Below are 26710 nucleotides of genomic sequence, written 5' to 3' on the forward strand. Positions count from 1 at the left end.
AGATGGTATTTACCGCCATTCTGGATCGCGGCAATTCTGGGGACAAGGCGCAGCCGCGTCCGCTATGGGCAACGTCAACCCGTTACTCAACGGGAAAGAAGGCCAGGAGCTTGCGGCCCGCTGGGTGAGGGTTCTGCAGCGTATCCGATCGTCGCGATATCGTGTCGTTGCGCAGGTGGCTCCGGCTGATCTAGCTTCATGGACGGGCTGGACAGGAGCCGGCACCACCTATGATCGTTGGCATCGATATCGGCGGCTCGACCACCGACGCCGTCATCCTCGAAAATGGTGGCGTACACGTCGTAACGATCGAGGCTAACGACCCGGTCGCCGCGGCAGCGGGAGCGCTGGGCAAACTCGTCGCCGACTTCGGCATCAAACTCGAAGACGTCGAATGCGTAGCGGCCACCGGCGCGGGCTCGCGCGTGCTCACGAAATCCTTGCTCGGCAGGCCAGTTGTCAAGGTCAACGAATTCACCGCGATCGGAATCGGCGGCACTTCGCTGGCCAGCCTGGACCGGGCGCTGGTGGTCTCGCTCGGCACCGGCACCGCAATCGTGTCTGTCACCGGCGACAAGATCGCGCACTTCAGCGGCACGGGAGTCGGCGGCGGCACGCTGCTCGGACTCGCCAAGCACATGCTCGGCGTCTCGACGATCGAGCGTCTCGAAAAACTCGCGCGCAAGGGCGATCTGCGACGAATCGATCTCAGCGTTCGCGACATCGCCGGCGGATCGATCGGCGATCTGCCGCCCGGCACCACGGCGGCAAACTTCGGCAAGGTAAGCGCCGACGCGACGCCCGAGGACAAAGCGCTCGCCATCATGAACATGATCACCGAATCGATCGGCGTGCTGGCGCTTGCGAGCGCGCGCGCCTGCGGGCAGGAAAACATCGTGCTGACCGGCAAGCTGTCGCGCCTGTTCCGATTCATGCAGGAGATGAAGCGACTTAGTTTTCCATTCGGCCGCCGGTTTCTTATCCCCGAGCACGCCGACTTTGCGACTGCGATCGGCGCCGCGCGTCACGCCCGTCAGCAGAAGTAGCGAGCCTCTCTGCTTGCAACTGTCGCAGCAACCTAACCCCTAACCATTCCCTCGTCTATGGAAGCAGCAAGGCGGTTTGTCCGCCGCGCGCGAAGTGCATCGATTTGGTCTTCTTGAAGGTATTGGTTGTGGGAGTGAAGATCTCCGCCTCTTTGGTCGCCGCTCCCATCTGCAGACCGGGCCGTCCGTAGCCGGCGAATCCGCCCGCAATCAGAACGGTGCCGTTGTTGAGCAGGGTTGCAGTATGGCCCGCGCGCGACGTCTTCATCGACGGATTGCATCCGCCCGACTTGGCAGCTCCGCCGATGCAGGTGAACGTCTCTGAAACCGGATCGAACAGCTCGGCCGACTTGCTGATGGTCGTAAACGCCGCGGCGCCCGGCACCGTACCCGCGCTAAGACTCGCCTCGACGTTGACCCCGCCGGCAACCAGAACCTTGCCATCGTCGGAACTCCCGGATCCCCTGATCAGGGTTGCGGTGTGCGTCAGGCGAAACTCAGTCATCGATCCCACAACCGAAAACGAGTCGGCTACCGGGTCGTAGATCTGGGCTGTTTGGCTGCTGCACACGAAATTGATTCCGCAGCCGTCCCCACCTGTGATCAACACCTCGTTGGCGCGCGGTCCGCTTGGGAACAGAACTGCCGCCGCGGCGGCGCCGACCGCCGGAAAGCCGGCGCTTTCGGTGAATACGCCATGGGTTCCGGCCGAAGGATCGAAGATGTCGGCGGTTTGGGAGAGTGTACCGTTATTGTCGGTCAAACCGCTTACGAGCAGAACTTTGCCGTTTGAAAGCAGCGTGGCAGTATGATGCGCCCGCGGGTCGGTCATGTTGTTGTCGGTTGCCGTGAACGTACCAGCGGTGGGATTGAAGATCTCCGCGGTGTTGAGCGCGACCTCGCTTGCGTTGAAGCCGCCCGCGATCAACACATTTCCCGACCCAAGCAGCGTGGCGGTGGCTCCCGCTCGCGGCACCGACAATGAGTTGGCAGTTGCCGTCCAACTCCCGACCGACGGATCGTAAAGCTCGGCGCCAGACAGTACCGTGCCGCTGAATGAGAGCAATGCCACGGACGCCTTGCCCTTTCCGCTGATGCCGCCGAATGCCACCACCTTCGCGCCCGGCGATGAAGATAGCGCCGTCGCACCCGAGATTGCGGCGGTGGCGGGCAAGGCGCCGGTCTGGGAAAAAGCGCCTTTGACGGGATCGTAGAACTCGGAGCTGGCAAGCGTCTTCATCGTTTTCTTGCCGGAGCCCATGCCGCCGGCGATCAGAACGTCACCAGACGCCGGCAGCGTCACCTTTGCGGCCAACGTCAGTTCGTCATCATCGGGCATCAGCGCGGGAGTATCAGGCGAGACCATGATCGAAACCGCCAGGACATGACCGGCGATCAACGCGGCCATGACAGGCACTGCCGCAACCATCAAACCCAGCCAGATCCAGAACCGCCGCCGATTGTTCGTCAATTCTGTTTCTCCCGGAGCGCGACTAGCGCCCGCAGTGCACAATAGACTCATTCTAGAACCGAATAAACAATGTGACAGTCGCAATAATAAGTCTAACTCGCCGCACCTGGATCGCCCGAACTCTCAGGTATGGATGCCCATGGGCAGCGACCACGGCTTCGTGGAGTCGGTCGAAACAATACCCATCGCACCTCACAATTTTTCAACACCCTGTCGAAGGAAGGGGGACTGGTCTCGAACAAGGAAGACCAACTCCCGCGAGTTCAGGGATGAACTGTTCAGCCTGATGCCGGCCGATTTTCACTGATATATCTAACGCTATGGACTATCAGTCAGGATGCCGCTCGCTCGCCGATCTCCTATCCCAAATCGGGCGGCGCCCGCCTCTTACGAAAACAACTTTTGACGGAAGAAAACTACCCTTGGTAGAGAAGCCGTCCAAAACCACAACAGGTGGTATGAAATGCACGTGCCTGCTCTGCGACCAAGTGCTCGAGCTCGTCGCGCAGTTACAACTTTGGCCCGGTAGGATATAAAATTTCGAGATTCAGGGGCGCGGATTCGCGAGGTTTTTCACTAATGCCATCAGAGTTGCTCAAAGGATTTCGCCTGCTCGATCTGACCGACGAGAAGGGCGCGTTGTGCGGCAAGATGTTCGCCGATCTTGGCGCCGAAGTTATCAAGGTCGAGCCGCCCGCGGGATGCTCGACGCGGCGCATCGCGCCATATCTCGAAGACAAAGCCGATCCCGAGCACTGCCTTTATTCGATTGCGTATCACGCGGGGAAAAAATCCGTGACCGCGAAACTTGCGACTGACGAGGGGCGCGCACTCGTCGCCGAGCTCGCGGCGAAGTCGGATTTTCTGGTTGAATCGTATCCGCTCGGCTATCTCGATTCGATCGGCCTCGGCTACGACGTGCTCGCGAAGAAAAACCCGCGGCTCATCTATGCGTCGATCACACCGTTCGGCGACACCGGTCCGGGCAAGGATTACAACTGGGCCGACATCATCACGTGGGCGGCCGGCGGCATGATGTACCTGATGGGCGAGGAGCACAAGCCGCCGCTGCAGATGAGCCTGCCGCAAGCGGGATTGCACGCGGGCGGCGAGGCGGCGGTCGCGATGATGCTCGCGCATTACCCGCGCCAGATCGACGGGCTCGGCCAGCGCATCGTCGTGAATATGCAAGCCTGCATCGTGTGGACGCTGATGAACGAGCAGGCGATGCCGTTTCTGCACGGCAACCATCTCTCGCGCACCGGGATTTTCGTCGGATCGACCGACGCGCGGCGCAAGATGGTGTACGAGTGCAGGGACGGCCACATCTCGACTCTGATCGCGGGCGGCACCACCGTCGGCAATTCGACCAAAGCGCTGATCGAGTGGATGGGCGAGAGTGGATTCGGATCCGACTGGATGCGCACCAAGGATTGGGTTTCGTGGGTACCCGGGGTCTTCATGAAAATGACCGAGCAGGATTACAAGGAGATCGACGACCTCGAAACGACGATTCAACGCTTCCTGCTGACGATGACCAAGCACGAGATCTACGCGCAGGGACTCAAGCGCCGGATCTTTCTCGCTCCGGTCGCTAACGTCGCCGACGTCGCCGCCGACGAGCAACTCAAGGCGCGCGACTTCTGGACCGCGGTGCCCCACGACACCATCGGGCGCACGCTCACATTTCCCGGACCATTCGCGAAAATGTCCGCGACGCCGATCGGGGCAACTACGCGCGCGCCGCGAATCGGCGAGCACACCGACGAGATTTACCGCAGTCTGCTCGGCCTCACGCCCGAGCGATTGAACAAGCTCCGAGCCGCGGGCTCGATTTAGCCAGGAGACATTCGAGATGAGTCGTTTCGCGCTTGAAGGAGTTCACATTCTCGATTTCGCCTGGGTCGGGGTTGGGCCTATTACGACCAAGTATTTCGCCGACAACGGCGCCGAGGTGATTCGGGTCGAGTCCGCCGCGCGCCTCGACGTGCTGCGCATCGGCCCGCCGTGGAAAGATGCGACGCCCGGCATCAACCGCAGCCAGTTCTTCGCCAGCTTCAACAGCTCGAAAAAGGGAATCACGCTCGACTTGAGCAAGCCCAAAGCACGCGATCTCGCCAAACGCCTGGTGCCGTGGGCCGATATCATCGTCGAAAGTTTCACGCCGAAGGCGATGCGCAACTGGGGACTCGATTACGAAAATCTGCGCGAGCTGCGCCCCGACCTCATCATGCTCTCGACCTGCATGCAGGGGCAGACCGGGCCGAACGCGCTGTATCCCGGCTTCGGCCAGTTGATGGCCGCGCTGTCGGGCTTCTACTACATTTCGGGCTACGGACCCGGCTCATGCGCGCCGCCATACGGCGCCTACACCGATTTCATCGCGCCGCGCTTTTCCGCCTTCGCGCTGCTCGCGGCGCTCGACTATCGGCGCCGGACCGGCAAGGGCCAGTACATCGACATGTCGCAGTATGAAGCCGCGATGCAGAATCTCGCGCCTGCGTTGATCGACTACCACGCAACCGGACGAGTGCTTGGCCCGCAAGCCAATGCGTCCGCGCGCTACGCTCCGCACGGGGCCTACCGATGCGCCGACGAGGACGGTAACGAGCGATGGATCGCGATCGCCGTGGCGAGCGACGAGCAGTGGCGCGCGATGCTCAACGCGCTCGCCGCCAATTCCGCCGACCCACGTTTCGCGACCTCATCGGCGCGCATCGAGAACGCCGCGGCAATCGACGAGTTCGTTGAATCGCTCACGCGCGCTCACAACGCGCACGAGCTGACCGTGAAGTTGCAGGCAGGTGGAGTTGCCGCGTATCCGGTGGAGAACTGCGTCGACATTCACCAGGACGACAACCTCGAAGCGTTCGGCTTCTGGCATTGGCTCGAGCACAAGGAGATGGGGCCGTCGCCGTACGAAGGACTCGAGCATCGGATGAGCCGGACGCCCGGCACTCTGCGATCGGCCGCGCCGATACTCGGCCAGGATAACGACGAAGTTTTTCGCGGGATGCTCTCGCTCAGAGCTGACGAGATCGAGCAATTAAAGAAAGAGAACGTGATATTCTGAGTTCCGCTCGCTTGTGATCGTGCGATACGAACTCAAAATTGCGCTCCGCTATCTGCGCGCCCGCCGCAAAGACGCATTCATCTCGATCACGACGATCTTTACCGCGGTCGGCGTGATGATCGGCGTCGCCGCGCTGACGATGACGCTGTCGATAATGGGGGGCTATGAACAGAGCATCAAGGAACGCGTGCTCAACCTGAGTCCGCAAGTCCAGATACTCAATTCGCAAGGTTCGATCGACAACTACGCCGACATCGAGAAAAGAGTTGCCACGGTGCCGGGCGTCAACGGCGCGGAATCGTACATTATCGGTCAGGCGATGCTGAGTTCCGGGCGCGGAATCGGTGGCGTCGTCGTGCGCGGCGTCGAACCTGGAAATCCCGTCGTGCGCGAGCAATGGGGCCGCTACATGACGGCCGGCGGTCTCGACGATCTCGCGCGAAGCTACACTATCCCGGCAGGCGCTGCGGGCCCAGCGGTTACAACCGGCGGTCTCGCCATAGGAGTGAGCCTCGCGAAGAAACTCAAGGCCAAGACCGGTGACGCGGTTCGGATGGTCGCGCCGATTGTTTCGCCCGACGGATCGCTTGCGACGAAGAGCGCACAATTCGTGATCGGCGCGATCTTCGACTCGGGAATGAACTTCATCGATACCAACATGGTCTTCATGAATCTCACGAACGCGCAGGATTTCTTCGGCCGCGTCGCCAAAGTGGACGGGGTCGATATCCATCTTATCAACCTCGACCAGACCGACGCTGTCACCGACGGGGTGCGCAAGCTGTTCCCGAATCCGTATCGGGTGCGCAACTGGATCGAGTTCAACGAATCCGCTGCTGCAGGCTTCGCGCTGCTCAAGCGTGTCTATGCGCTGGTGCTGGTGATGTTGATCGGCGTCGCCGCGTTCAACCTCGTCGCGACTTTGATCATGGTCGTGATGGAAAAGCGCAAGGACATCGCGGTGCTGATCGCGATGGGTGCGACGCGACGCGACGTGCGGCTCATTTTCGTGATGAAGGGTCTGATCGTCGGCGCAGCGGGAACGGCCGCCGGACTGATCCTGGGCGCGGCCGGATGCTTCGCGATGGCGCGTTACCAGTTCATTCACATCCCGCGCGAAATTTACGGCATCTCGACGGTGCCGATCGCCGTCGCACCGTCGAACTTCGCCGCGGTCGCGCTAGCTTCGATGCTTCTCTGCCTGCTCGCGACCATATACCCGGCCCGGCAAGCATCGCGAGAAATGCCCGTCGAAGTCTTCCGCTCCTAACTCCTCAGCACCACCCCACATCCCCGGACGAAGAACTGACTACTGATTATCTGGTGTGCGATTTGTATTGGTGGGGGGCTTGGAGGCGAGCTTCGGTTTGCGTACGACCAAAGTCTCATGACCGCGAACCTTGATCGTGCGCGCCGGGTCTGACGAAAAGTTCTGGCTCGGTCCGTCAGAATTCCGCGGCCGCGACGACGAAGTGCGCGAGCGCCGCCAGTTGCTGAGCTCCTTCGACAGTTTCGAGGCCAGCGAATCGTTGTCCTGGCCGTTCTCGGTCGATTCTCCGCTTTCCTTGTTGAGGTCGCCCTCAAACTCCGCGGAACTCATTTGTGTTCTCTCTTCCTGTGACGTGGATTTGTCCTCCTTATCCTTAGGACTGTTTATGGAAACAGAACTTCAATCTCGAAATTGATGTACTGACAGTAATCGGCGCTCGCTTTCGCGGCTGCCTCGAATCGTTAAATCAGTGGGTAAGATTGTGTCTCGACTGCGTACCGAATCAGAAGTTTTATCGGCGCGTTTCGGCTTGAGATGATTTGTATGTGGGATTCTTTCAGGCAGATTTTCCGCCGGCCGGGTTTGTTTCGCCCGACCGGCGTTCAAGTCATTGTTGAGTTGGATTCACTGGTTAGGCAAACAGACTCTGCATCCGTAGCGCGAGCCCCATGTCGCCGGCGATTCGCAGCTTGCCGCTCATAAAAGCGACCTGCCCGTTCAGCTTGCCGGTGGTCATATCGACGTAGTCCTGGGCGGTCATCGAGATCGTGATGCTCGGGGAGGCGGCCGGTCCTTCATTGACCGTGCAGGTTTCGTTGTTGATCACGACGTTCCACTTGCCGCCGTTGTCGCCCGAGAGATCGAACTGGTAGGTCGCGTTCAGACCCTTCGCCGCATCTTTGTTGAAGCGACTGGGCATCGCGGCGAAGATTTCTTTTGGGGTAGTAGGTGCTGCATCAGCCATGGAAAATTGAGTCCTCCTGATCGGAGCCGCGAATCCCGCGCTCTTTCCGCCATATAAGCGTTCGGCTTGAAGCGTGTCAATAGTAACACGGCCCGCGGGTTTAATCACTTCAGCTACTTTTCTCTTATCCCGCGAATCAGAATCCGAACATGTTACCGGGGACCACTCTGATCAGGTTACCCGCCACGTGCACCGGCGACGCGTTCTGCGTGATCGTCACCGCCTGCTCCTTTTGCGCCTCGCTCTTGACGGTGCCGTCGAGGTAGGCATCGTGGCCAATCACCTTTACCGTCACGGTCGTCAATCCGGCGGCGTAAAGCTGCGAGGCGATCGCCGCCTGACGCGCCGTCCAATCGGCAGTATCGGTTTGCAGGGAATCGATCACGTTGCCGACACCCGGCACGTTGCGCACAACTTTTTCCGCGTACAGCCTGGCGTCGTTGTCGAACACCTTGCCGAAAATCGTCACGGTGCTGCCGCTGGTGTAACAATTGACCCGCCGCGTTCGCGGATTCGACGACAGCACCTGGATGACGCGCTGCTGCAAAGTAAGTGTCGGCGGCTTGGGCGGCGGCGGCGCGTGATGGCGTCGTGGCGGCGGCGGTGGTGGGGGCGCAGGCGCGACGGCCTCGACCGGCGGGGTCTCGGCTGACGCCGGCGTCGGGGCACTCACCGCTTCCGACGCGGCCGCCGATGGCGCCGCAGGCGCGCTGGTATATTCGGGCAGTTCGGTCGGACTCGATGCGGCCAGCTTTGTGCTTAGTTGCGACTCGAGCGCGTCCCTGCTCGCGGGATCGTTGGTAAAAATAATCGGATAGTCTATCTCGACCTCGCTGCCGTTGAAGGGCGGATAGTTCCACGACGAAACGTCCTTCGCGACTTCCGCGTCGAACGCGGGATTCGGATTGGTCGAGGTTCGCACCGAGGCGGCGTCCACGTTGCCGCTCGGAAGTACTCTCACCCGGACCACCATCGCATCGCGCAACGTGCTGTCACCAGCAAGCGCATGAGTATAGCTGTCCAGCAACGCGTCCTTGTGATCTTCGAAGAACTTGCGCGCCGTCTCCTGATTGCGCTCGGGCGCCGCCGCCGATTCTCCGGTCACCTGCACACCCATCGCATTCGCCAGCGCCACTAACGGACCGGTCGGCACCGCCGCTGCCACCGACGCGGCTGCGGCAGGCGAGGTTACCGCCACAGGCGCCTCTGCGCCCTTGCTGAGATGAAGCGCGAGCCATGCGCCGCCGCCCAGCGCTACGATAGCCGCGATCACGTACCCGAGGACGCCGAACATCCCGCGGCCTTTTTGCTCGCCGTCGTCATTTGGCATCCGGCCGGTGATACGCATCGACGGCGATGGATCGCGTCGCACAGTCGCAGTCCGCGGGGGAGTCACCGGCCTCGACGGCGACGGTTTGTATGGCTCAGATGCCGATTCCACTCCGAGTCGCGCGCCGCAGAAGTTGCAGATCAACTCGCCCGGCTGAGCTTTGCCGCCGCACACCGGGCACTCGATTTGCTGGCCCTCGTTGCCGCCCGCGCTTTCGGCGAATGCAGGACCGGCCTGGACCAGCGCAGTGCCGTCAGCTTCGCAAAAAGTTTCCGCGTCGGGGTAGGTTTTATCGCAGCGGGGGCACCTTTTCATGTTTGTCAGAAATCCTCAGGCGCAAGTTTCGATCGTATCGGCGCGAATTGCGATACACCAGTTAATTCCGCGAGATCACCTCGGCGCCAAATTTTTCCATCGCCACAAGATGCTCTCTCGTCGTCGCGGCCGGCCCGATGATTATTCGCGACACCCCCATCGACGCGAATTTTTCAATATCGCCGGGCTTTAACTGTTCGCGCAACCTGCTCACCGTAATTTCCAGCGGCGCCGTGCGTTCGGCCGCGCGCTCATGCTCCCGCAAGCGCTTGATCGTCGCTGCAATCTCGTCGTTACCTTCCGCGATTCCGTACCAGCCATCGCCGAGTTTCGCCGCCCGCTTGAGCGACGGCTCGGTGTTGCCGCCGAACACGATCGGCGGATGCGGTTTTTGCGCGGGCTTGGGCATGAACTTGAATCCTTCGACGCTAACCGTCTTGCCGTGATACTCCGGCGAGTCCTTGGTCCACAGCTCCTTCATCAGGGCGAGATATTCGCGCGTGCGAAGAGCGCGGTCCTTGAAGTTCATCCCAACTCCTTCGAACTCCTCTTCGAGCCAGCCGATCCCGACGCCGAAGATAAACCGTCCGCCCGAGAGCACGTCGAGGCTGGCGACCGCCTTGGCAGTCGTGAACGCATTGCGAATCGGCAGCACAAAGACGCCTGTCGCCAGCCGAATCTTCGTCGTGACGCCGGCGACATAAGCCAGCGCCAGCAGCGGATCGTGCAGGGGCGTCTCCGGCGGCGCGCCCATCCTTCCACTAGAAGAATACGGATAGGGCGAACGGTAGGTTACCGGCAAAATAATATGCTCGGGAATCCAAAGCGATTCGAAGCCGCTCTCCTCGGCTTTGCGAGCCACCGCCGCGATACTGTTGGGCGACGTTTGATATAAAAATGTCCCGAATTTCACTTTTCAGTCGCCTCCCGTGCGTGGAAATTTTCACAATCCTAGTCAGTTTCCAGCTTCACCGCGAAGACTGCCGGATCCTCGATCGTGCGCAAATCGAGATGGAACGAATCGTTCACGAGCCGTCCGATAATTCGCGCGCGCCGAAACATCGCGGCGATCGCGGCGGCCGATTTCTCCGGATGCGTCACGCGTAGCGCAACCGACTTCAACTCTTCGACCGGCATCGCGCCCGAGCCGACCTGCGAAGCCGCATCGACAATCTCGACGATGTAGCCGCCCGCCAGGCACTCCGCCACGATCTCCCGCGCGCGTGGCGCAATAGCCGCAATCTCACTCACATTGCGTCCCAGGATTCGAAGAGTTGGCAGCTCATCCCGCAAATCGCGCGAGCGAAGATAGAGCCGCATCGTCGCTGAGAGCGCCGCCAGCGTCAGCTTGTCGCATCGGAGGGCCCGCTTCAGCGGATTGCGCTTGATTCGATCGATTGCCGCGCGCCTACCCACTATCACGCCGGCCTGCGGACCGCCGAGCAGCTTGTCGCCGGAGAATGTGACCACAGCGGCGCCAGCCCCGATTCGCTCGCGCACTATCGGCTCCCGCGCAATACCGAACTTCGTCAGATCGACCAGTGCGCCCGCACCGAGATCTTCCATCACGTCGATTCCGCGCTCGCGCCCGATTTCGACCAGGTCTTCAAGCGTCACTTCGCTGGTGAAACCGACCACGCGGTAGTTAGACGGATGTACTTTCAGCAGCAGCGCAGTATCCGGCCCGATCGCATCCGCATAATCCCCGGGATGCGTCCGATTGGTCGTCCCGACCTCGCGCAGGATCGCGCCGCTCTTGGCCATCACGTCGGGCAATCGAAACGAGCCGCCAATCTCGATCATCTCGCCACGCGATACTATGACCTCGCGCCCCTCAGCCAGCGAGTTCATCGCAAGCACGACCGCCGCAGCGTTGTTGTTCACGACGGTCGCGGCCTCGGCCCCGGTCAGCGCGCAGATCTCGTCCTCGACGATAGTGTCGCGGTCGCCGCGCGCGCCGGTCTCCAAATCGTATTCCAGATTGACGGCAGACCGGGCCGCCATCACGACGGCCTCGACCGCAGACTCAGCCAAAATCGCGCGGCCAAGATTCGTGTGCAGCACGACTCCGGTCGCATTGACAACCGGCCTGAGCACCGGCTCATCGGCAGCAACTGCGAGCGCGGCACCGCGCGCGACGGCGTCGATCATCGCAGTGCGATCGCGCGACTTCTCGCCGCGTCCCGCAAGAATCGAGGCCCGCAACTCAGTCTGCGCCCGCTGCACCATCACCTTGATGTAGCTGCGGCTGAATCCGGCCAGAGCAGGAAGAGCCTCAGCCGCTCGGATACATTCGTCGATAGGTGGAACCGCGCGAACCAACTCCGCGCGCTCGTTGGAATCGGCGTCACGATTTTTTCGGGAGTGTTTCGGCACGGCGGCTAGATTATCAAAGACTGTCGCGCTTCAGTGCAACCGCCGGATTACCTCTCCCGAAGGGAGCGGTAAATTCTCCTGTCGCGGGTTTCAATCTCAATTAACCGGATTCTTCGATTTCCTCCTGCGCACGCGCGATCAACTTCAGCTTGGTCAACAATATGAAGCCGCACATCAATGAGAACGCCGCGCAGAACAGCACCGCCGTACGCGGACTGAAGTGCTCCCCGATATAGCCGACTGCAAGACTGCCGAGCGGCGCGGTGCCGATAAACGACAGAGTGTAGATACTCATCACGCGCCCGCGCAGTTCGTCGGTGACGAACATCTGCAACAGGGTGTTGGTCGTCACCATGTGGTTCATCAGGCCGACGCCGACGAACATCTGCGTGAGCAGCGAAAGCCACATCCATCTGGATAGGCCGAAGCCCGCGGCGGCGATCGCCATACAAAAAATTCCGAGCACCAGGTTCTGCCGCAGCACCCTGGGAGCCGTCGAGCGCATATTCATCACGATCGCGCTCGCCACCGCGCCCAACCCTTGCGCCGCCATCAGGAAGCCATAGCCGTGCGCTCCGACGTGCAGCAAGTCGCGCGCGAACAGCGGAATCAGCACCGTGTACTGCATCCCGATTCCCATGTTGATCGCGACCAGCACGAGCAGCCACAGGGTCGGGCGATGACGCCAGACGTAGGCCAGGCCGAGCCGCACCTGTCGCATCATGGTGGCGCCGAATTCGCGCCGCTCGCGTCGCGGCAGTTCCATTTCGAACAGGCTCCAGATAACGGCGAGATAGCTGACGCCGTTGAGCATGAAGCAGCCGGTGACGCCGATCACCGCGATCGACAGACCGGCGATCGCTGGCCCGATCATCCGCGCGCCGTTGAAGATCATCGAGTTCATCGCGATCGCATTGGGCAGGTCTTCGCGCCCGACCATCTCGACCACGAACGCCTGCCGCCCCGGCATGTCGAACGAGCTGACAAAGCCATTGAGCGCCGCGAGGGCGATTACATATTCGACTTTGACGACGCCGCCCCAGGTCAGCGCTCCAAGCACGAACGCGCTGAGCATCAACAAGGTCTGCGCGCCGATTATCAAGCGTCGCCGATCGACGTGATCGACCACTACACCGGCGAACAACGCGACCAGCACTATCGGCATGTAGCTCGCGAACGCGACGACGCCGAGCATCAGCGACGAGTTGGTGAGCTTCAGCACCAGCCACGCCTGCGCAACCGATTGCATCCAGGTACCGATCAGCGAGATCAGCTGACCGACGAAGAAGAGCCTGAAATTACGATGCCGCAGCGCGCGGAACGCAGACAGCCTGCCACCCCAGCTATCCTGCGCAGGAACGTCCCCGCCCGCCTCATCAACCTCAGCCGCCTCAATTTCAGGAACAGTATCGATGAGTCTCTCTCTCCACCAACTGGTGATTCCGAATCGGAAAAATAACTGCTCCTTGTCCGAGGAGAGGTCGGCGCGACAACGTCGCGCCGGGAGAGGTGCAACGCTCGCTCACTCGAATTTCTGAACTCCCTCACTTTGCCAGAGGCAATTCGATCAATCGAGTGCCTTGCCGCGATGCGATCTCTTTGCAACCCTTCACCACGTGACCAGCGCACTTCTCTCGCGAATCGAACTCCGCTTCCTCGACGCCGCCGGCAATCCATCTGCGCTCGCGCTCGATGCACCTTCCGACACGCGCGAATCGACCGCCAGCCGAGACCGCCTCACGCTTTCCGCGCATCTCGAACAAGCGCTCGGCGGCACGATCGTCCGCGCGAGCGTCGTCAATCGCGGCACCGACACGGTTCGACTCAGGTCCGCGATCTTCGAAGTCGGGACGGGCTTTGATCCAGCGGCGCCAGCACGATTTCTCAAACACGGCTATCAGTCGTGGAGCGCGTCGAGCGGCTACGATGTAACCGCGTCGCAAACTCATCCGCGCGACACCGCTAACTTCATCACGCGCCTCAATCATCAAAGCGAAACGACTCGTCCGCCGGAATTCGCGGAGGCGCAGACTTCTGAACTTTTTACGATCGTCGAGAGTCAGGCCGCGGAGCGGATACTGGCCGGATTCATCGGCGCCGCCACCTCACTTTCGACCCTCACCATCTCGAGTCCGGAAAGAGTAGTCGCCCGCGCAATCCTCGACGATGTAACCTTGGCTCCGGGCGGACATCGTGAACTGGATCCACTCTTTATCGCCGCCGCAGATGAGTCGGCCGCGCGGATGGCCGCGCGATGGGCTGACGCGGCCGGGCGGTGGATGAACGCGCGCGTGAATGCGCCGTTCCAGCGCGGATGGTGCTCCTGGTACCACTACTTTCACGCGATCACCGAGGACGCGCTTCGCGCCAACCTCAAGTCGCTCGAGGCGATGCGCTCGGAGTTTCCGCTCGACGTAATTCAGCTCGACGACGGTTTTCAGTCCGCGCTAGGTGATTGGGACACCACCAACGCGAAATTTCCCGGTGGTCTCAAAAAAATCGCCGGTGAGATTCGCGCCGCCGGCTTCAGAGCCGGCATCTGGACCGCGCCGTTTTTGGCCGCTCGCGACTCGCGCCTCATGATCGATCATCCGGACTGGTTCATCATGCACTCCGAGACCGGCCAGCCCGTTCGCGCCGGCCACAACCCCAACTGGACCACGAGCGACGACAAGTTCGCGTACGCGCTCGACGCAAGCAATCCGGCATACCGCGCGCATCTGCGTCATCTGTTCGCGAAGCTCACCCACGACTTCGGTTACTCTTATTTGAAACTCGATTTTCTCTATGCCGCCGCCGCGCCCGGCCGCCGGCACGATCAAAATCTGACGCGCGGCGAAACGCTGCGGCACGGCTTGGAGAGGATTCGCGCCGGCGCCGGCGACGACGCGTTCATCCTCGGATGCGGCTGCCCGCTTGGCCAGGCGATCGGCGTCGTGGACGGGATGCGCATCGGACCCGACGTTTCGCCGTTCTGGGGCTCGACCGCTTCCGGAGCGGGGGACCCGTCCACCATCTATGCGCTCGACGCGATCATCGCGCGCAGCTTCATGCACCGCCGTTTGTGGCTGAACGATCCGGACTGCCTGATGCTGCGCGCGCGCAAAACCCGCCTCACCGCCGACGAACGCGCGGCGCTGGCCGCAACGATAGTCGCCAGCGGCGGGATGCTCCTGATTTCTGATGATATGAGCTTGCTCGACGCCGAGGCGGGAAAATTGTTTCGCACGCTCGCCGAGATCAGCACGAAAATCGATTCCAACGCAGCGAGCGAACCGGTCCTCGCGCTCGATCTGATGACCACCGGCGACATCCGCGGCCTGATCACTGAGACCGCCGTGGGCGCGATCGCGATGATCCTGAACCGCGGCGACTCACCCGCGCGGGTACAAACCTCCGACCTGAAGCTGGACGCCCGAGAAATCGCGGCACTCGATCTCGCATTCGACGAAAAAATCGAAATCTTCGATACGATCGATCTGCCGCCGCACTCCGCGCGCATCCTCCGCTTCAAGCGTTAGCGGATATATCGATGACGCTTGCGCCCGCGCCTGCGTGCAACACCGCTCGCCAACTTTTCGGCGCCGCGCCCGGATATTGCTTCGCGTAGTATCCGCGATCGATCGATTCAATCACCGAGTCGGCGCTCGCCGCGTCGCACAGCGCGACAATCGAACCGCCGAAGCCTGCCCCCGTCAACCGCGCGCCCAGTGCGCCGCCGCGCCGCGCACATTCCACGAGCGCATCGAGCCGCTCGGTGCTGCATTCGAAGTCATCCGCGAGACTCTGATGCGATGCGTTCATCAACGTTCCCATTTCGTCGAGGCGCCCCGCTTCGAGTGCGTCCGCCGCGCGAATCACCCGCTCGGTTTCTCCCAGGACGTGTCGCGCGCGTTTCAGAACCTCCAGCGGCCGGTTTGAATCTAGCGCGCTCCTGATCGATCCCTGACCAAGCAACTCGGCGTCGAATTCTGACTGGGTAACGTCCAGGATGTTCGCCGCCTCTTTCAGATCCGCGCCGAGGCACGCCGGCGACGATGCCGCCAACTGCCCGACGAGGTCCGCCGCATTCCATTCCGGCAGTGCGCGAATGACGTCACCAAGGATTTTCACGCCGTCGAGCTTGAGCGCGCGGCCGAGAATTCGCGCCGCCAACGCGCATTCGACGACGCGCCGATTGTATTCCGCGCGCACCGCTCCCGACTTGTCCGCGACTTGCCGGCTATCTGCCACGATGAGAGCCGCTTTCGCCGGCATCTTTATTGCGCGGACGCGTAGAGGGTCGAACTCGATGAACAACGCGTGGTCGCGGCGGCCGAGAATCGAAACTGCCTGATCCATCCCACCCCCGCGCGTCCCGACGTACCATTCGCTGCGCGCGACCATCGTCGCGGCTGCGAGCGGATCCAGTTCGAGTTGGTTGACCGCCATGAATGCGATCGCGGTCGAGACGGTCAGCGCGCTGGATGACGAAAGTCCCGAAGCAGGCGGCACGCGGCCATCGACGATCATCGACGCGCCGCGCAGGTTGGCGCGCGCGGAAAAGCGATCGATCACACCCTGGATTGCGGCCTTCACGTAGTTCGCCCAATCGCCGGTTGCGTAGGGCGGAATCTGTCGTTCGATTGCGAAACGGCGCGACGGCCACGCGGGGTCGGCGTTCGACACTTCCATCTCGCCGGTTGTGTTGGCGGCGGCGACGACAATTGTGGAACGATCGATCGCGACTGGCAGGACGGGCAGTCCACTGTAATCGGTATGCTCACCGATCAGATTGACGCGGCCGGGCGCGCGACACGCGACGATTCGCGCGTCGGCGCCCGCATACATTCGATCGACCAGCAGTTCGGCGCGCGCTAACTCTTCTGAATCCCATCCGTCCGGCAGAGTCATCGCCGCTTCCTTTTCGGCTTGAACCACGCGCGTGCCGCCTCGAGATCTTGTGGGGTACCGACGTCGCTCCAGAATCCGCGCATGTCAACCGCGCGCACGACGCGGCCGTCGGCGATCATTTGCGAGATTGCTCCCGGTAGTTCGAGCTCGCCGCGCGACGACGGCGTAAGCCGCGCGAGGTAGTCGAAAATTATCTGGCCGGTGGCGAACAGTCCCGCGTTGTTCCATTCGGTCTTGGCGGTTCCCGCCGCCGGTTTTTCGTCGAGTCGTTCGACCATCATGTGCGGTGTCACGTAAACGGCGGCGCCACGAAACGGATCCTTGACGCGATTCACCGCCAGCATCAAATCGTACTCGTCATTGCGCGCGTGGTGGATGAAGCGCGGATAGTTCGCGCGGTCCATCAGGATGTCGCCCCATCCGAAGACGAAGCGCGGCTGGCCGGCGAGATGTTCCCTCGCCGCGAGCATCGCGCCACCAGTCCCATTCAGTTCCGGCTGCCTGACAGTGGCGATTTTGATTTCCGGATTTGAGCGCTGGTAGGTTTTCGCCCATCCTTCGATTTGCTGGTACAGGTAGCCGGTCACGACGATGAAATTCGTCAACCCCGCCGCCATAAGTACGTCAACTATGTGCGAAATAAGCGGTGAACCGGCGATATCGAGGATTGGCTTCGGCGTATCCGCGGTAAGCACGCCCAGGCGTTTGCCGCGGCCCGCCGCCAGCAAAACTGCCGTAGAGATTTCGGTCGCCACGCGCCCCAAGATAGCATCTGGCGGGCGTTCGAGGGTGCTTGGCTGGCGGTATATAGTTGAGTAAGAGATTAGCGAGAGCCGTAAAATGTTTGGTGAGATAAGCCCCCGCAAGAAAGCGCGCGCGCCGTTCATTTCGATCGAGGAAGCGCTCGAGGAAACGCGCCGCGGCCATATGATCATCCTGATGGATGACGAGCAGCGCGAGAACGAAGGCGACTTGTGCATGGCGGCCGAAAAGGCCACCCCCGAGGCGGTCAACTTCATGGCCAGGTTCGGGCGCGGGCTGATTTGCCTGCCGATGTCGGCGGAGCGAATCGATCGGCTCGGGCTCAGCATGATGATTGGCGACAATCAGGCGCCGCTGGGGACGGCGTTCACGACAGCGATCACTGCGCGGCGCGCGGCGGGGTCGGGAATCTCGGCGCAGGATCGCTCGACTACGATTCTGCAAGCGGTGCGCGAAGACGCCAGCGGCGCCGAGTTCATCACACCCGGCTACGTCTATCCGCTGCGCGCACGCGACGGCGGCGTACTGGTGCGGACCGGGCAAACCGAGGGCGCCGTCGATCTCGCGCGGCTGGCGGGGCTGAAGCCGGCCGGCGTCATCTGCGAGATTCTGAAGGAAGACGGCACGATGGCGCGACGCGACGACCTGGTCGAGTTCGCGAAAGTGCACGGACTCAAGATTGTCACGGTCGCGGACATCATCGAGTACCGGCTGCGCAACGAGACGATGGTCCAGCGGATCGCGGAGGCGAAGCTGCCGACCGCATTCGGCGAGTTCAGCGCGATCGTCTATCGCAACCTGGTCGATTACACGGAGCACCTGGTGCTGGTGATGGGCAAGGTCGATCCGAAGAAGCCGATACTCGTGCGGGCGCATCGCGAGTACCTGCCGGGCGACGTGTTCGGCTACTCGGTGCGCAACACGCGTAACCTGCTGCGTTCCGCGATGGAACGAATCTCGGCGGCGGGCGAAGGCGTGCTGCTGTACCTGAAGCGCGAATCGAACGCGCTGGCGTCGGATTTCGATGGCGGTCATCCGGCGCGCCGCGCGACTACGCGGGCCAATACGCCGGAGGCTGATTTCCGCGATTACGGAATCGGCGCGCAGATTCTGCGCGACGTCGGCGTGCGCAAAATGATCATCATGTCGGACGCGACGCCGCGGCTGGCGAATCTGCCGGGATATGGATTGGAAATCGTGGGCTCGGTCCCGCTTTCGACCAACGGCAAGCAGACCGGCGCCGCGAAATAGATGCACGCTGCTCAGGAACCGAGGCACGGGTCGCGTGGTTTAGTTTTCGGTAAATCATGACGCGCAATTTCCGATCGATTTTACACGGCGCAATACTAGCTGGAGTTTTTCTTGCCGTATCGTTGCTCGCGGTGCCGGCGGCGCATGCCGTAAAAGCGAATGAACTCGTAAAAATCAATTCGGCTACAATCGATCCTCCGCTGAGGGCCGGCGGATCGAGCACGCTCAAGATCGCCGCCACGGTGATTCCGGATTGGCACATAAATTCGGACAAGCCGTTCAGCGAAGATTACATTCCAACCAAGCTCGAGATAGGCGCCCCGGTCAGCGTAACGCCGGGCGCAATCAAGTATCCGGCTGCGGAGACGATGAAGCTTGACGTCGCAGCCGGCGGCGACAAGATTTCGGTGTTCGGCGGCGATATCAACTTCGAGGTGCCGCTCAAGGCGGATGCGACCTTCGCGCCGAAGCCAGGCGACGCCCTGACGGTGACGATTGATTACCAGGGCTGCAATAACAACGAATGCCTGCGACCGGCGTCAGTCAGTACAACGGTCGCGCTGGCGGCTCCAGGAGCGGCAGCGGGCGCAATCCAGGGGACCTCTACAAGCGGAGAAAAGAGCGGCGGCGGCGATGATCCCGGCGGCGCGATCGCGCGCATCTTTAACAACCATGGATGGTTCTTGGGCTTCCTCGCAGTATTTCTTGGCGGACTCGCACTCAATCTGACGCCGTGCGTCTATCCGCTGATCGGCGTAACGATCGCGTACTTTGGAAACCAGGGCGGTGGCCATCGACGGGTGATGTACCTGGCGATGGTTTTCGTGCTCGGAATCGCGCTGATGTTCTCGTCGGTGGGAGTAGCGGTCGCGATGTCGGGCGGACTGTTCGGCGCCGCGATGCAGAATTCGTTCGTCCTGGTCGCGCTCTCGATAGTACTGCTGACGCTGGCCGCGTCGAGCTTCGGCTTGTTCGTTTTGCAGCCGCCGAACTGGATGCTGCAGCGCGCGGGCGCCGCACACCCGGGATATGCGGGCGCACTGCTGATGGGCCTCGGGATGGGCGTCGTCGCGGCGCCATGCATCGGGCCGATCGTGCTCGGCTTGCTGCTGATGGTCGAGCGAAGTGGGAGCGCGCTGTTCGGCTTCGCGCTATTCTTCACACTGGCGCTCGGACTTGGCTTGCCGTACATCGGGCTCGCGATGGCGGCCGGGCATATCCGCCGCCTGCCGCGGTCAGGCGAATGGCTTGCGTGGGTCGAGCATCTTTTCGGCTTCGTACTGGTGGGACTCGCGCTCTACTTTCTCGATCCCGTCGTGCCGAACAACCTGATGACGAGAATCCTTCCGTACTACGCGGTTGGCGTGGGGATTTATCTCGGCTTCATTTCTCGCGAGGGCCGAGGCTGGCGTCCTTTCCTGGTTATGAGATCGCTGATCGGAGTCATCGCGATGGCGGCACTCGTATTCATGCTCTATCCACGACAAGCGCCGGAAAAACTTCGCTTCGTGCCTTTCAACCCCGAACTGCTCGCATCGGCCACCGAAGCGCGCAAGCCCGTTCTGATCGATTTCAGCGCCGACTGGTGTATCCCATGCCGCGAGATGGAGCATTCGACCTTTATCGATCCGTCCGTAGTCACCGAGGCGAAGCGCTTCGTACGGATGAGGGCGAACCTGACGGCGCAGAACAAGAAGACTGCGGAGCTGACTAGCAAATACGACATCCAGGGGGTGCCGACGACGATGCTGATCGATTCGGCCGGCAAAGTGGCGCAGCGCAAAGTCGGTTACATCGGGCCGCAGGAGATGCTGACCGATCTGCGCCAGGTCGATTAAGAGGCGGGGCTGCGCGCCCCGCTACAATTCCCACGACGCGCTTCGCTTCACATTACGTGCGCGCTTTCGTACATTCGCGGGTATGAGGTTTAGCCATGGCTGCGAATGACGGCTTCGTGCGCGAGATTTTCGCGATGGTCAAAGAGCGGCGCTCTTTCGGTCGGCATCCGATCTGGCATCGAATCGCCGAGGGAAAAGTCTCGCAGACCGGCTTGTGCAACTTCGCAGTTCAGTTCTTTCTACAGGTGCGTGAATTCCCGCGGGCGCTGAGCGCGCTGCATTCGCGATGCGTCAATGCCGAGGAGCGCGTGAAACTGGCTGAGAGCCTGTACGAAGAGGAGACCGGCAAGATTTCCGGCAGCGCGCCGCATCCCGAATTGTTCATTCGGCTTGGACTCGGGCTTGGTCTGAGCCGCGACGACATGATCCACGGCAAGGCGCTGCCCTCGACTGCGGCGCTGATCGACTGGTTCGAGCTCTCGACCAAGGACCGTTCGTTCGCGGAGGGAATCGGTGCAATCAATCTCGCGGCAGAGGGCCAGGTGCCGGGTAACTTCGCGCCGTTCGCGCGTGCGCTCGAAAAGCATTACGGGCTCTCGCGCGAGCAGGTCTCGTTTTTCGACGTGCATGAGATCGCCGACCGCGATCACAGCGACGTCGGCGACAACATTCTAAGTCACACGCCGATGAGCGAAGTGGAGCGCGCGAAAGTATGGGCCGCGGTCGAGCGCTCGCTTGACATGTGGTGGCAATTCTTCGACGGAATTCAGCGCGCCTGCGAATAGGATTTCCGATTCGGTTGCGACCTCTTTCAGAGTTAATCTGTGAGTATTTGATTTCGCAAAATGACGTTCTGTTATCAGCACAGTAACGATTTGAAAAAAGGCGGATAAAGTCGAGAACGTTGATGCTGGAAACTGCCCACTGATTGGCCGCTTTTCTATCCACAGGCCAGCTTCTCAAATAGTGTTTGATAAGTTGGCCCAACCACACTTTGTTCCTTTACTTTATTGCCTTGGACGAATACAATTCTGACAGGCGGTGGTGTGGCGGAAAGGTAAGTTCATCGCTCGTTCTCTTCTATGGCAAACAAAGAATCGTCTGACGGCTATGGCGCCGAGTCCATCAAGGTTCTCGAGGGACTCGAAGCGGTTCGCAAACGACCCGGGATGTACATCGGCGACACCGCCGAGCGGGGATTGCATCATCTCGTTACCGAGATCGTGGACAACTCGGTTGACGAGGCGCTAGCCGGCCACTGCACCGAAATCAACATCGTAGTTTTGAGCGACGATCGGATTTCGGTCGAGGACAATGGCCGCGGAATCCCGGTCGACATGCATCCGACGGAAAAGCGATCGGCGCTCGAAGTCGTGCATACTGTGTTGCACGCCGGCGGCAAGTTCGAAAAGAGCGCGTACAAAGTTTCAGGCGGATTGCACGGCGTGGGCGCGTCGGTGGTCAACGCCCTGAGCGACGAGTTCGAAGTCGAAGTTCATAAGAACAGCAAGATTTATTTTCAGCGCTACGAGCGGGGGATTCCGAAGACCAAAGTCGAGGAGCGGGGCAAGACCAACAGCAAGGGCACCAAGACCACGTTTACGCCCGACTCGAAGATTTTTCCCGAGGTGAAGTTCAAATACGAAATAATTGCGCAGTACCTTCGCGAGATGGCCTACCTCAACGCGGGGCTGCGAATCAGGCTGCGCGACGAGCGAATCAACAAGGCCGAAGAGTTTCACTTCGAGGGCGGAATTGCAGAGTACGTCGCGACGCTGAGCAAGAGCAGCGAAGCGCTTCACGACGTGATTTTCTTCAAGGGCGTGCGCGAGGGCGTCGACGTCGAGGTTGCGCTGCAATGGACCGACGCGATCCATGAGGTGATTTTCACCTACGCCAACAACATTCATACCGCCGAGGGCGGAACCCATCTGTCGGGACTCAAGGGCGCGCTGACCCGAACGATCAACAACTACGCGACGAAGAACAATCTTTTCAAAAATAAAGACATGCGGCTCGAAGGCGAGGACACCCGCGAGGGCCTCGCCGCGATCGTCAGCATAAAAATTCCGGAACCACAGTTCGAAGGGCAGACCAAGACCAAGCTCGGCAACTCCGAGGTCGAAGGAATCGTCTCGGGGCTGGTCAACGAGAAGCTCGGCGAGTTCCTCGAGAAGACGCCGCCGGTGGCGAAAAAGATCGTCGCGCGGGCGGTCGAAGCGGCCACCGCGCGCGAGGCCGCGCGCAAAGCCAAGGAGCTCGTGCGGCGCAAAGGCGTGCTCGATTCCGGGTCACTGCCCGGCAATCTGGCGGATTGCTCCGAGCGCGATCCCTCGCTGACCGAATTGTTTATCGTCGAAGGACCGTCAGCGGGCGGCTCGGCAAAGGAGGGCCGCGACCGCAAAACGCAGGCAATCCTCCCGCTGCGCGGAAAAATATTGAATGTCGAGCGCGCGCGTATCGACAAGATGCTCTCGTCCGAGACGCTGCGCATCCTGATAACGGCGCTTGGGATGGGTGTTGAAAAAGACAAGGATGTCGCCAAACTCCGCTATCACAAGATAATAATTATGACCGACGCGGATGTTGACGGATCGCACATTCGCACGCTGCTGCTGACCTTCTTCTTCCGCCAGTTCCTCGAGATCATCGAGAACGGCTACCTGTACGTTGCCCAGCCGCCACTCTTCCGGGTCAAGAAAGGCAGAAGTGAACGATACGTAAAGGACGAGAACATTCTCGAGGACTACCTGACGGACCTCGGTTGCGAAGCGCTCGCCCTGGAGACCGGTAAGGGCAAAGACGGGCGCGAATACAAGGGCGCAACGCTAAAGACGCTGGTCCGGAAAGCACTGCATCTCGAGCGAATGTACGAGTCGCTCGAGCGCCGCTCCAAAGAGCGCGCAATCGCCGCCGCGCTCGCCGAGCTCACCTCCAATAAAACCATCGCTGACGATAGTTTCGGGTCCGAGAAAACGGCGAAGCAGATGGCCGAGGCAATTCGCAAACACGTCAACCGGAACAATCTGACAGTGCAGGTGCAACCCGACGGCGCGAACTGGCGGGCCGTTTTCTCGCACACTCAGAATGGCACTACGCCGCCGACGGTAGTCGATCTGGCGTTTTTGCACTCCGGCGAGCTTCGCGAGATTCGTCGGCTGGGGCCGGAGCTCGAGGCGATCAAGGCGCCGTTCAAGCTTAAGGTTGGCGAAGGCGAATCCACCGTCGACACGCTCAAGGCGATGGCGGAGGCCGTGCTGGCCGCGGGACAAAAAGGAGTCGAAATCCAACGCTACAAGGGGCTCGGAGAGATGAACGCCGAGCAGCTCTGGGACACCACCATGAATCCCGAAGTTCGTTCACTGCTGCGGGTGCAGATTGGATCGCTGGAAGCGGCCGAGGAGATTTTCACCAAGCTGATGGGCGACCAGGTCGAGCCGCGCCGAGCCTTCATCGAAGAGAACGCGCTCAACGTGCGCAACCTCGACATCTGAAGAGCCGCAACTCTGATGCGCGAGCAGGACACGTCACATGGCATCGAGCGAACTTTGCACGAAGAGATCCGCATCATGGTGACGAATTGCGCCGTGTGCGAGCGTGACGCGCGCGATGCGGAACAAAACCTCTGCGTGTCGCTGGCACTCGAAGGAATCGCGCACCCCGAGGACTCGTTCGCATACGACCTGTTGCCGCATCGACGCGAATTCCATCGCGATAAACTTTTGCAGAAGATCCAGCAGTGGGCGGCGCTTCGCCAGCAGCGTGGCTAGTCAAATTTCCAATGCACGATTGTTCTGAATTCGCGGGAGCCTCAAGTTAAATGGCTGAAACCAACGGCAACGAACCGCAGCGCAACGAACCCGCGTTGATGAATATCGAAGACGACATGCGGCAGTCCTACGTGGACTACGCAATGTCGGTAAATATCGGGCGAGCGCTGCCGCAGATTCGCGACGGGTTGAAACCCGTTCATCGTCGAATTCTGTACGCGATGTTCCAGGCCGGGTTGCTCGCGAATCGCAAGCACGTGAAATCCGCTCGCGTGGTTGGCGACGTTCTCGGCAAATACCATCCCCACGGCGATACCGCAGTCTATGACGCGCTCGTCCGCATGGCTCAACCGTTCGCGCTGCGCTACCCGCTGATCGATGGTCAGGGCAATTTCGGGTCGATCGATCCCGACGAACCGGCCGCGATGCGATACACAGAGGTCCGCTTGACCCGGCTGGCCGAGCGTCTGCTCGCCGATATCGACAAAGACACCGTCGACTTTCTGCCAAATTTTGATGGCTCCGAGCAGGAGCCCGAGATTTTTCCCGGCCAGGTGCCAAATCTGCTCATCAATGGCTCCGACGGCATCGCTGTCGGGATGGCGACCAACATTCCGCCGCACAATCTCGGCGAGGTTTGCACCGCGCTGTTGGCGTTGATCGAAGATCCCGAGCTTAGTCTCGAAAAAATCCTCGATATTATTCCGGGTCCGGATTTTCCGACAGGAGGGCAGTTGCTTGGACGTCAGGCGATTCGCCAGGCTTATCTGTCCGGCCGCGGGACTCTCGTCATGCGCGCGCTCGCGGCGATTGAGACAGACAAACGGTCGAGCCGCGCGTCGATCATCGTCCGCGAGATTCCGTACCAGGTGTACAAGGGCCGTCTTATCACCCGCATCGGCGAGCTGGTCAACGACAAGCGCATCGAGGGTATCAGCGACATCCGCGACGAGTCCGATCGCGACGGCATGCGGATCGTGATCGAGCTCAAGCGCGACGCCGAACCCCGCGTGGTGCTCAATCAGCTATACAAGCTCACTCAGATGCAGCAGGGATTCGGCCTCATCATGCTGGGCATCCACGAAGGGCGCCCGCGCGAAATGAATCTGCGTGAGGCGCTGGTCGCATTCATTGAGCATCGCCGGGTCGTGCTCACACGCCGTACACGATACGAGCTCAGGCAGGCTGAGGCGCGCCTGCACGTCCTCGAAGGACTGATGATCGCGCTCAAGAATCTCGACGCGGTCATCAAGTTGATTCGCGGATCGAAGGACGCCGAGACGGCGCGCACCGGACTGATGCGCCAGTTCTCGCTGACTCAAATACAGGCCCAGGCCATCCTCGATATGACCTTGCGGCGACTGACTTCATTGGAGCGCGACAAGATCGAAGCGGAACACAAGGAGACTACGGACACTATCAAGGGGTTGAAGAAAATCCTCGCCGACGAAAAGGAGTTGCTGCGACTCATTCGCGTCGAACTCACGGAAATCAAAGAGGAGTTTGGTGACGCGCGCCGCACGCAGATCATCGAGGCAGAGGGCGACTTCTCGATTGAGGATCTGATCGTCGAAGAAGATGTCCTCGTCTCGGTCACGCACGGCGGCTACCTCAAGCGCACCCCGCTTTCGCTCTATCGGACGCAAAAGCGCGGCGGGCGGGGCAAAATTGGCGCGACTACCACCGAAGAGGATTTCGTCGAGCATCTCGAGCGCGTCTCGACGCACGACCGTCTGCTGTTCTTCACCAGCGCCGGCAAGGTGTACGAGCTCAAGGCCTACGAACTGCCCGAGGGCGGCCGCGCCGCCAAGGGACGCTCGATCGCCAACTTGCTGAGCCTCGCCAATGACGAAACGCTATCAGCATTTATTCCGGTGCCGCGCGATACGGGCGGCAAGTTCGTTTTTTTCTCGACTCGCCGCGGCCGCGTGAAGAAGACCTCGCTCGACGAATACGAAAATATTCGCTCGACCGGAATTATCGCGATCAATCTCGAAGACGGCGACACGCTCGTCGACGTGCGAATCACCGACGGCAATCAGCAAATCGTGCTCTCGACGCGCGAAGGACAGGCGATTCGCTTCAAGGAAGAGGAAGCGCGCCCGATGGGCCGCGCCACCGGCGGTGTCGTCGGCATGGAACTCGAATCGCAGACCGTCAAGGAAGGCAAGACCGTCATCCTGATCGAGGACGAAGTCGTATCGATGTCTACCGTGCGCGACGACGAAACCCTCCTCACCGTTTCGGAACTCGGCTACGGCAAGCGCACGCCTGCGTCGGACTATAGGCTTACGCACCGAGGCGGCAAGGGCGTCATCACGATGAACGTGACTGAGAAGACTGGCAAGGTG

At 61.0% G+C, this 26710-nt stretch carries 20 protein-coding genes; 11 read left to right on the forward strand and 9 right to left on the reverse strand.

Annotation, left to right across the window (positions count from 1 at the left end; all coding sequences use genetic code 11):
- Nucleotides 1-230: 230 nt before the first annotated feature.
- Nucleotides 231-1046: a BadF/BadG/BcrA/BcrD ATPase family protein gene (locus VIW95_RS13945; protein ID WP_331587544.1), complete on the forward strand. Its 816-nt coding sequence runs from the start codon at nucleotides 231-233 to the stop codon at nucleotides 1044-1046.
- A gap of 55 nt (nucleotides 1047-1101) precedes the next feature.
- Here the strand turns inward: VIW95_RS13945 and VIW95_RS13950 are convergent, their stop codons facing one another.
- A complete protein-coding gene (locus tag VIW95_RS13950; protein ID WP_331587546.1) occupies nucleotides 1102-2517 on the reverse strand; it encodes a kelch repeat-containing protein in 1416 nt (471 codons plus the stop codon).
- 579 nt (nucleotides 2518-3096) lie between these two features.
- On the opposite strand from VIW95_RS13950, the gene VIW95_RS13955 reads away from it, so the two are divergent.
- The 3 genes from VIW95_RS13955 to VIW95_RS13965 are packed head-to-tail and all read left to right on the forward strand — an operon-like array spanning nucleotide 3097 to nucleotide 6860.
- On the forward strand, nucleotides 3097-4356 hold the full coding sequence (locus VIW95_RS13955; RefSeq protein ID WP_331587548.1) for a CaiB/BaiF CoA-transferase family protein: 1260 nt from the start codon (nucleotides 3097-3099) through the stop codon (nucleotides 4354-4356).
- Nucleotides 4357-4372: 16 nt separating this feature from the next.
- Entirely contained in the window at nucleotides 4373-5590 is a 1218-nt protein-coding gene (locus tag VIW95_RS13960) for a CoA transferase (protein WP_331587550.1), read from the forward strand.
- 19 nt (nucleotides 5591-5609) lie between these two features.
- Nucleotides 5610-6860, forward strand: coding sequence for an ABC transporter permease (locus VIW95_RS13965; RefSeq protein ID WP_331587552.1), 1251 nt, complete (start codon nucleotides 5610-5612; stop codon nucleotides 6858-6860).
- Nucleotides 6861-6899: 39 nt separating this feature from the next.
- Here the strand turns inward: VIW95_RS13965 and VIW95_RS13970 are convergent, their stop codons facing one another.
- From VIW95_RS13970 to VIW95_RS13995, 6 genes are all read right to left on the reverse strand, one after another.
- Nucleotides 6900-7190, reverse strand: a complete 291-nt coding sequence (locus VIW95_RS13970) for a hypothetical protein (protein ID WP_331587554.1) — start codon at nucleotides 7188-7190, stop codon at nucleotides 6900-6902.
- A 301-nt stretch (nucleotides 7191-7491) separates the two neighbouring features.
- A complete protein-coding gene (locus VIW95_RS13975) occupies nucleotides 7492-7824 on the reverse strand; it encodes an SCP2 sterol-binding domain-containing protein (RefSeq protein WP_331587556.1) in 333 nt (110 codons plus the stop codon).
- A gap of 136 nt (nucleotides 7825-7960) precedes the next feature.
- On the reverse strand, nucleotides 7961-9469 hold the full coding sequence (locus tag VIW95_RS13980) for a BON domain-containing protein (RefSeq protein ID WP_331587558.1): 1509 nt from the start codon (nucleotides 9467-9469) through the stop codon (nucleotides 7961-7963).
- 61 nt (nucleotides 9470-9530) lie between these two features.
- Nucleotides 9531-10382 (reverse strand): LLM class F420-dependent oxidoreductase, encoded by an 852-nt coding sequence (locus VIW95_RS13985; protein ID WP_331587560.1) that lies wholly within the window; start codon nucleotides 10380-10382, stop codon nucleotides 9531-9533.
- Nucleotides 10383-10420: 38 nt separating this feature from the next.
- Nucleotides 10421-11845, reverse strand: a complete 1425-nt coding sequence (gene selA, locus VIW95_RS13990; RefSeq protein WP_331587562.1) for an L-seryl-tRNA(Sec) selenium transferase — start codon at nucleotides 11843-11845, stop codon at nucleotides 10421-10423.
- A gap of 100 nt (nucleotides 11846-11945) precedes the next feature.
- Nucleotides 11946-13286, reverse strand: a complete 1341-nt coding sequence (locus VIW95_RS13995; RefSeq protein ID WP_331587582.1) for an MFS transporter — start codon at nucleotides 13284-13286, stop codon at nucleotides 11946-11948.
- A 175-nt stretch (nucleotides 13287-13461) separates the two neighbouring features.
- Here VIW95_RS13995 and VIW95_RS14000 point away from each other — a divergent pair, with 175 nt between their 5' ends.
- On the forward strand, nucleotides 13462-15366 hold the full coding sequence (locus VIW95_RS14000) for a glycoside hydrolase family 36 protein (RefSeq protein WP_331587564.1): 1905 nt from the start codon (nucleotides 13462-13464) through the stop codon (nucleotides 15364-15366).
- Here VIW95_RS14000 and galK read toward each other — a convergent pair.
- Both galK and VIW95_RS14010 read right to left on the reverse strand, forming a co-directional pair.
- Nucleotides 15356-16765, reverse strand: a complete 1410-nt coding sequence (gene galK, locus VIW95_RS14005; protein ID WP_331587566.1) for a galactokinase — start codon at nucleotides 16763-16765, stop codon at nucleotides 15356-15358. The genes VIW95_RS14000 and galK overlap by 11 nt on opposite strands.
- The gene (locus tag VIW95_RS14010) at nucleotides 16735-17493 is read right to left on the reverse strand and encodes a nucleotidyltransferase family protein (RefSeq protein ID WP_331587568.1); all 759 of its coding nucleotides are present in this window, start codon (nucleotides 17491-17493) and stop codon (nucleotides 16735-16737) included. The genes galK and VIW95_RS14010 overlap by 31 nt, the downstream gene beginning before the upstream one ends.
- 85 nt (nucleotides 17494-17578) lie before the next feature.
- Here VIW95_RS14010 and ribB point away from each other — a divergent pair, with 85 nt between their 5' ends.
- The 6 genes from ribB to gyrA all read left to right on the forward strand — a co-directional run.
- Nucleotides 17579-18751, forward strand: a complete 1173-nt coding sequence (ribB, locus tag VIW95_RS14015; RefSeq protein WP_331587570.1) for a 3,4-dihydroxy-2-butanone-4-phosphate synthase — start codon at nucleotides 17579-17581, stop codon at nucleotides 18749-18751.
- Nucleotides 18752-18807: 56 nt separating this feature from the next.
- A complete protein-coding gene (locus VIW95_RS14020; protein ID WP_331587572.1) occupies nucleotides 18808-20589 on the forward strand; it encodes a protein-disulfide reductase DsbD family protein in 1782 nt (593 codons plus the stop codon).
- A gap of 95 nt (nucleotides 20590-20684) precedes the next feature.
- Complete coding sequence (locus tag VIW95_RS14025) at nucleotides 20685-21374, forward strand: iron-containing redox enzyme family protein (RefSeq protein ID WP_331587574.1); 690 nt, start codon at nucleotides 20685-20687, stop codon at nucleotides 21372-21374.
- Between the two features lie 297 nt (nucleotides 21375-21671).
- Nucleotides 21672-24083, forward strand: a complete 2412-nt coding sequence (gene gyrB / locus VIW95_RS14030; RefSeq protein ID WP_331587576.1) for a DNA topoisomerase (ATP-hydrolyzing) subunit B — start codon at nucleotides 21672-21674, stop codon at nucleotides 24081-24083.
- A 15-nt stretch (nucleotides 24084-24098) separates the two neighbouring features.
- Nucleotides 24099-24359 carry a hypothetical protein gene (locus VIW95_RS14035; RefSeq protein WP_331587578.1) on the forward strand — a complete coding sequence of 87 codons (261 nt, stop codon included), beginning with the start codon at nucleotides 24099-24101 and terminating at the stop codon, nucleotides 24357-24359.
- 50 nt (nucleotides 24360-24409) lie between these two features.
- The coding region (gene gyrA / locus VIW95_RS14040) for a DNA gyrase subunit A (protein ID WP_331587580.1) at nucleotides 24410-26710 on the forward strand (2301 nt) is incomplete at its 3' end.

Origin of the sequence: Binatus sp. (SeqCode), from assembly GCF_036522015.1 — a bacterium.
Lineage (GTDB): Bacteria > Desulfobacterota > Binatia > Binatales > Binataceae > Binatus.

What these genes read in the sequence shown, in the direction of transcription:
- ribB (WP_331587570.1), top strand. Translation starts at nt 17,579, where the DNA reads ATGTTTGGTGAGATAAGCCCCCGCAAGAAAGCGCGCGCGCCGTTCATT.
- gyrB (WP_331587576.1), top strand. Translation starts at nt 21,672, where the DNA reads ATGGCAAACAAAGAATCGTCTGACGGCTATGGCGCCGAGTCCATCAAG.
- VIW95_RS13975 (WP_331587556.1), bottom strand. Translation starts at nt 7,824, where the DNA reads ATGGCTGATGCAGCACCTACTACCCCAAAAGAAATCTTCGCCGCGATG.
- VIW95_RS14025 (WP_331587574.1), top strand. Translation starts at nt 20,685, where the DNA reads ATGGCTGCGAATGACGGCTTCGTGCGCGAGATTTTCGCGATGGTCAAA.
- VIW95_RS13955 (WP_331587548.1), top strand. Translation starts at nt 3,097, where the DNA reads ATGCCATCAGAGTTGCTCAAAGGATTTCGCCTGCTCGATCTGACCGAC.
- VIW95_RS13960 (WP_331587550.1), top strand. Translation starts at nt 4,373, where the DNA reads ATGAGTCGTTTCGCGCTTGAAGGAGTTCACATTCTCGATTTCGCCTGG.
- VIW95_RS14020 (WP_331587572.1), top strand. Translation starts at nt 18,808, where the DNA reads ATGACGCGCAATTTCCGATCGATTTTACACGGCGCAATACTAGCTGGA.
- VIW95_RS13945 (WP_331587544.1), top strand. Translation starts at nt 231, where the DNA reads ATGATCGTTGGCATCGATATCGGCGGCTCGACCACCGACGCCGTCATC.
- VIW95_RS14035 (WP_331587578.1), top strand. Translation starts at nt 24,099, where the DNA reads ATGCGCGAGCAGGACACGTCACATGGCATCGAGCGAACTTTGCACGAA.
- VIW95_RS13980 (WP_331587558.1), bottom strand. Translation starts at nt 9,469, where the DNA reads ATGAAAAGGTGCCCCCGCTGCGATAAAACCTACCCCGACGCGGAAACT.
- VIW95_RS13970 (WP_331587554.1), bottom strand. Translation starts at nt 7,190, where the DNA reads ATGAGTTCCGCGGAGTTTGAGGGCGACCTCAACAAGGAAAGCGGAGAA.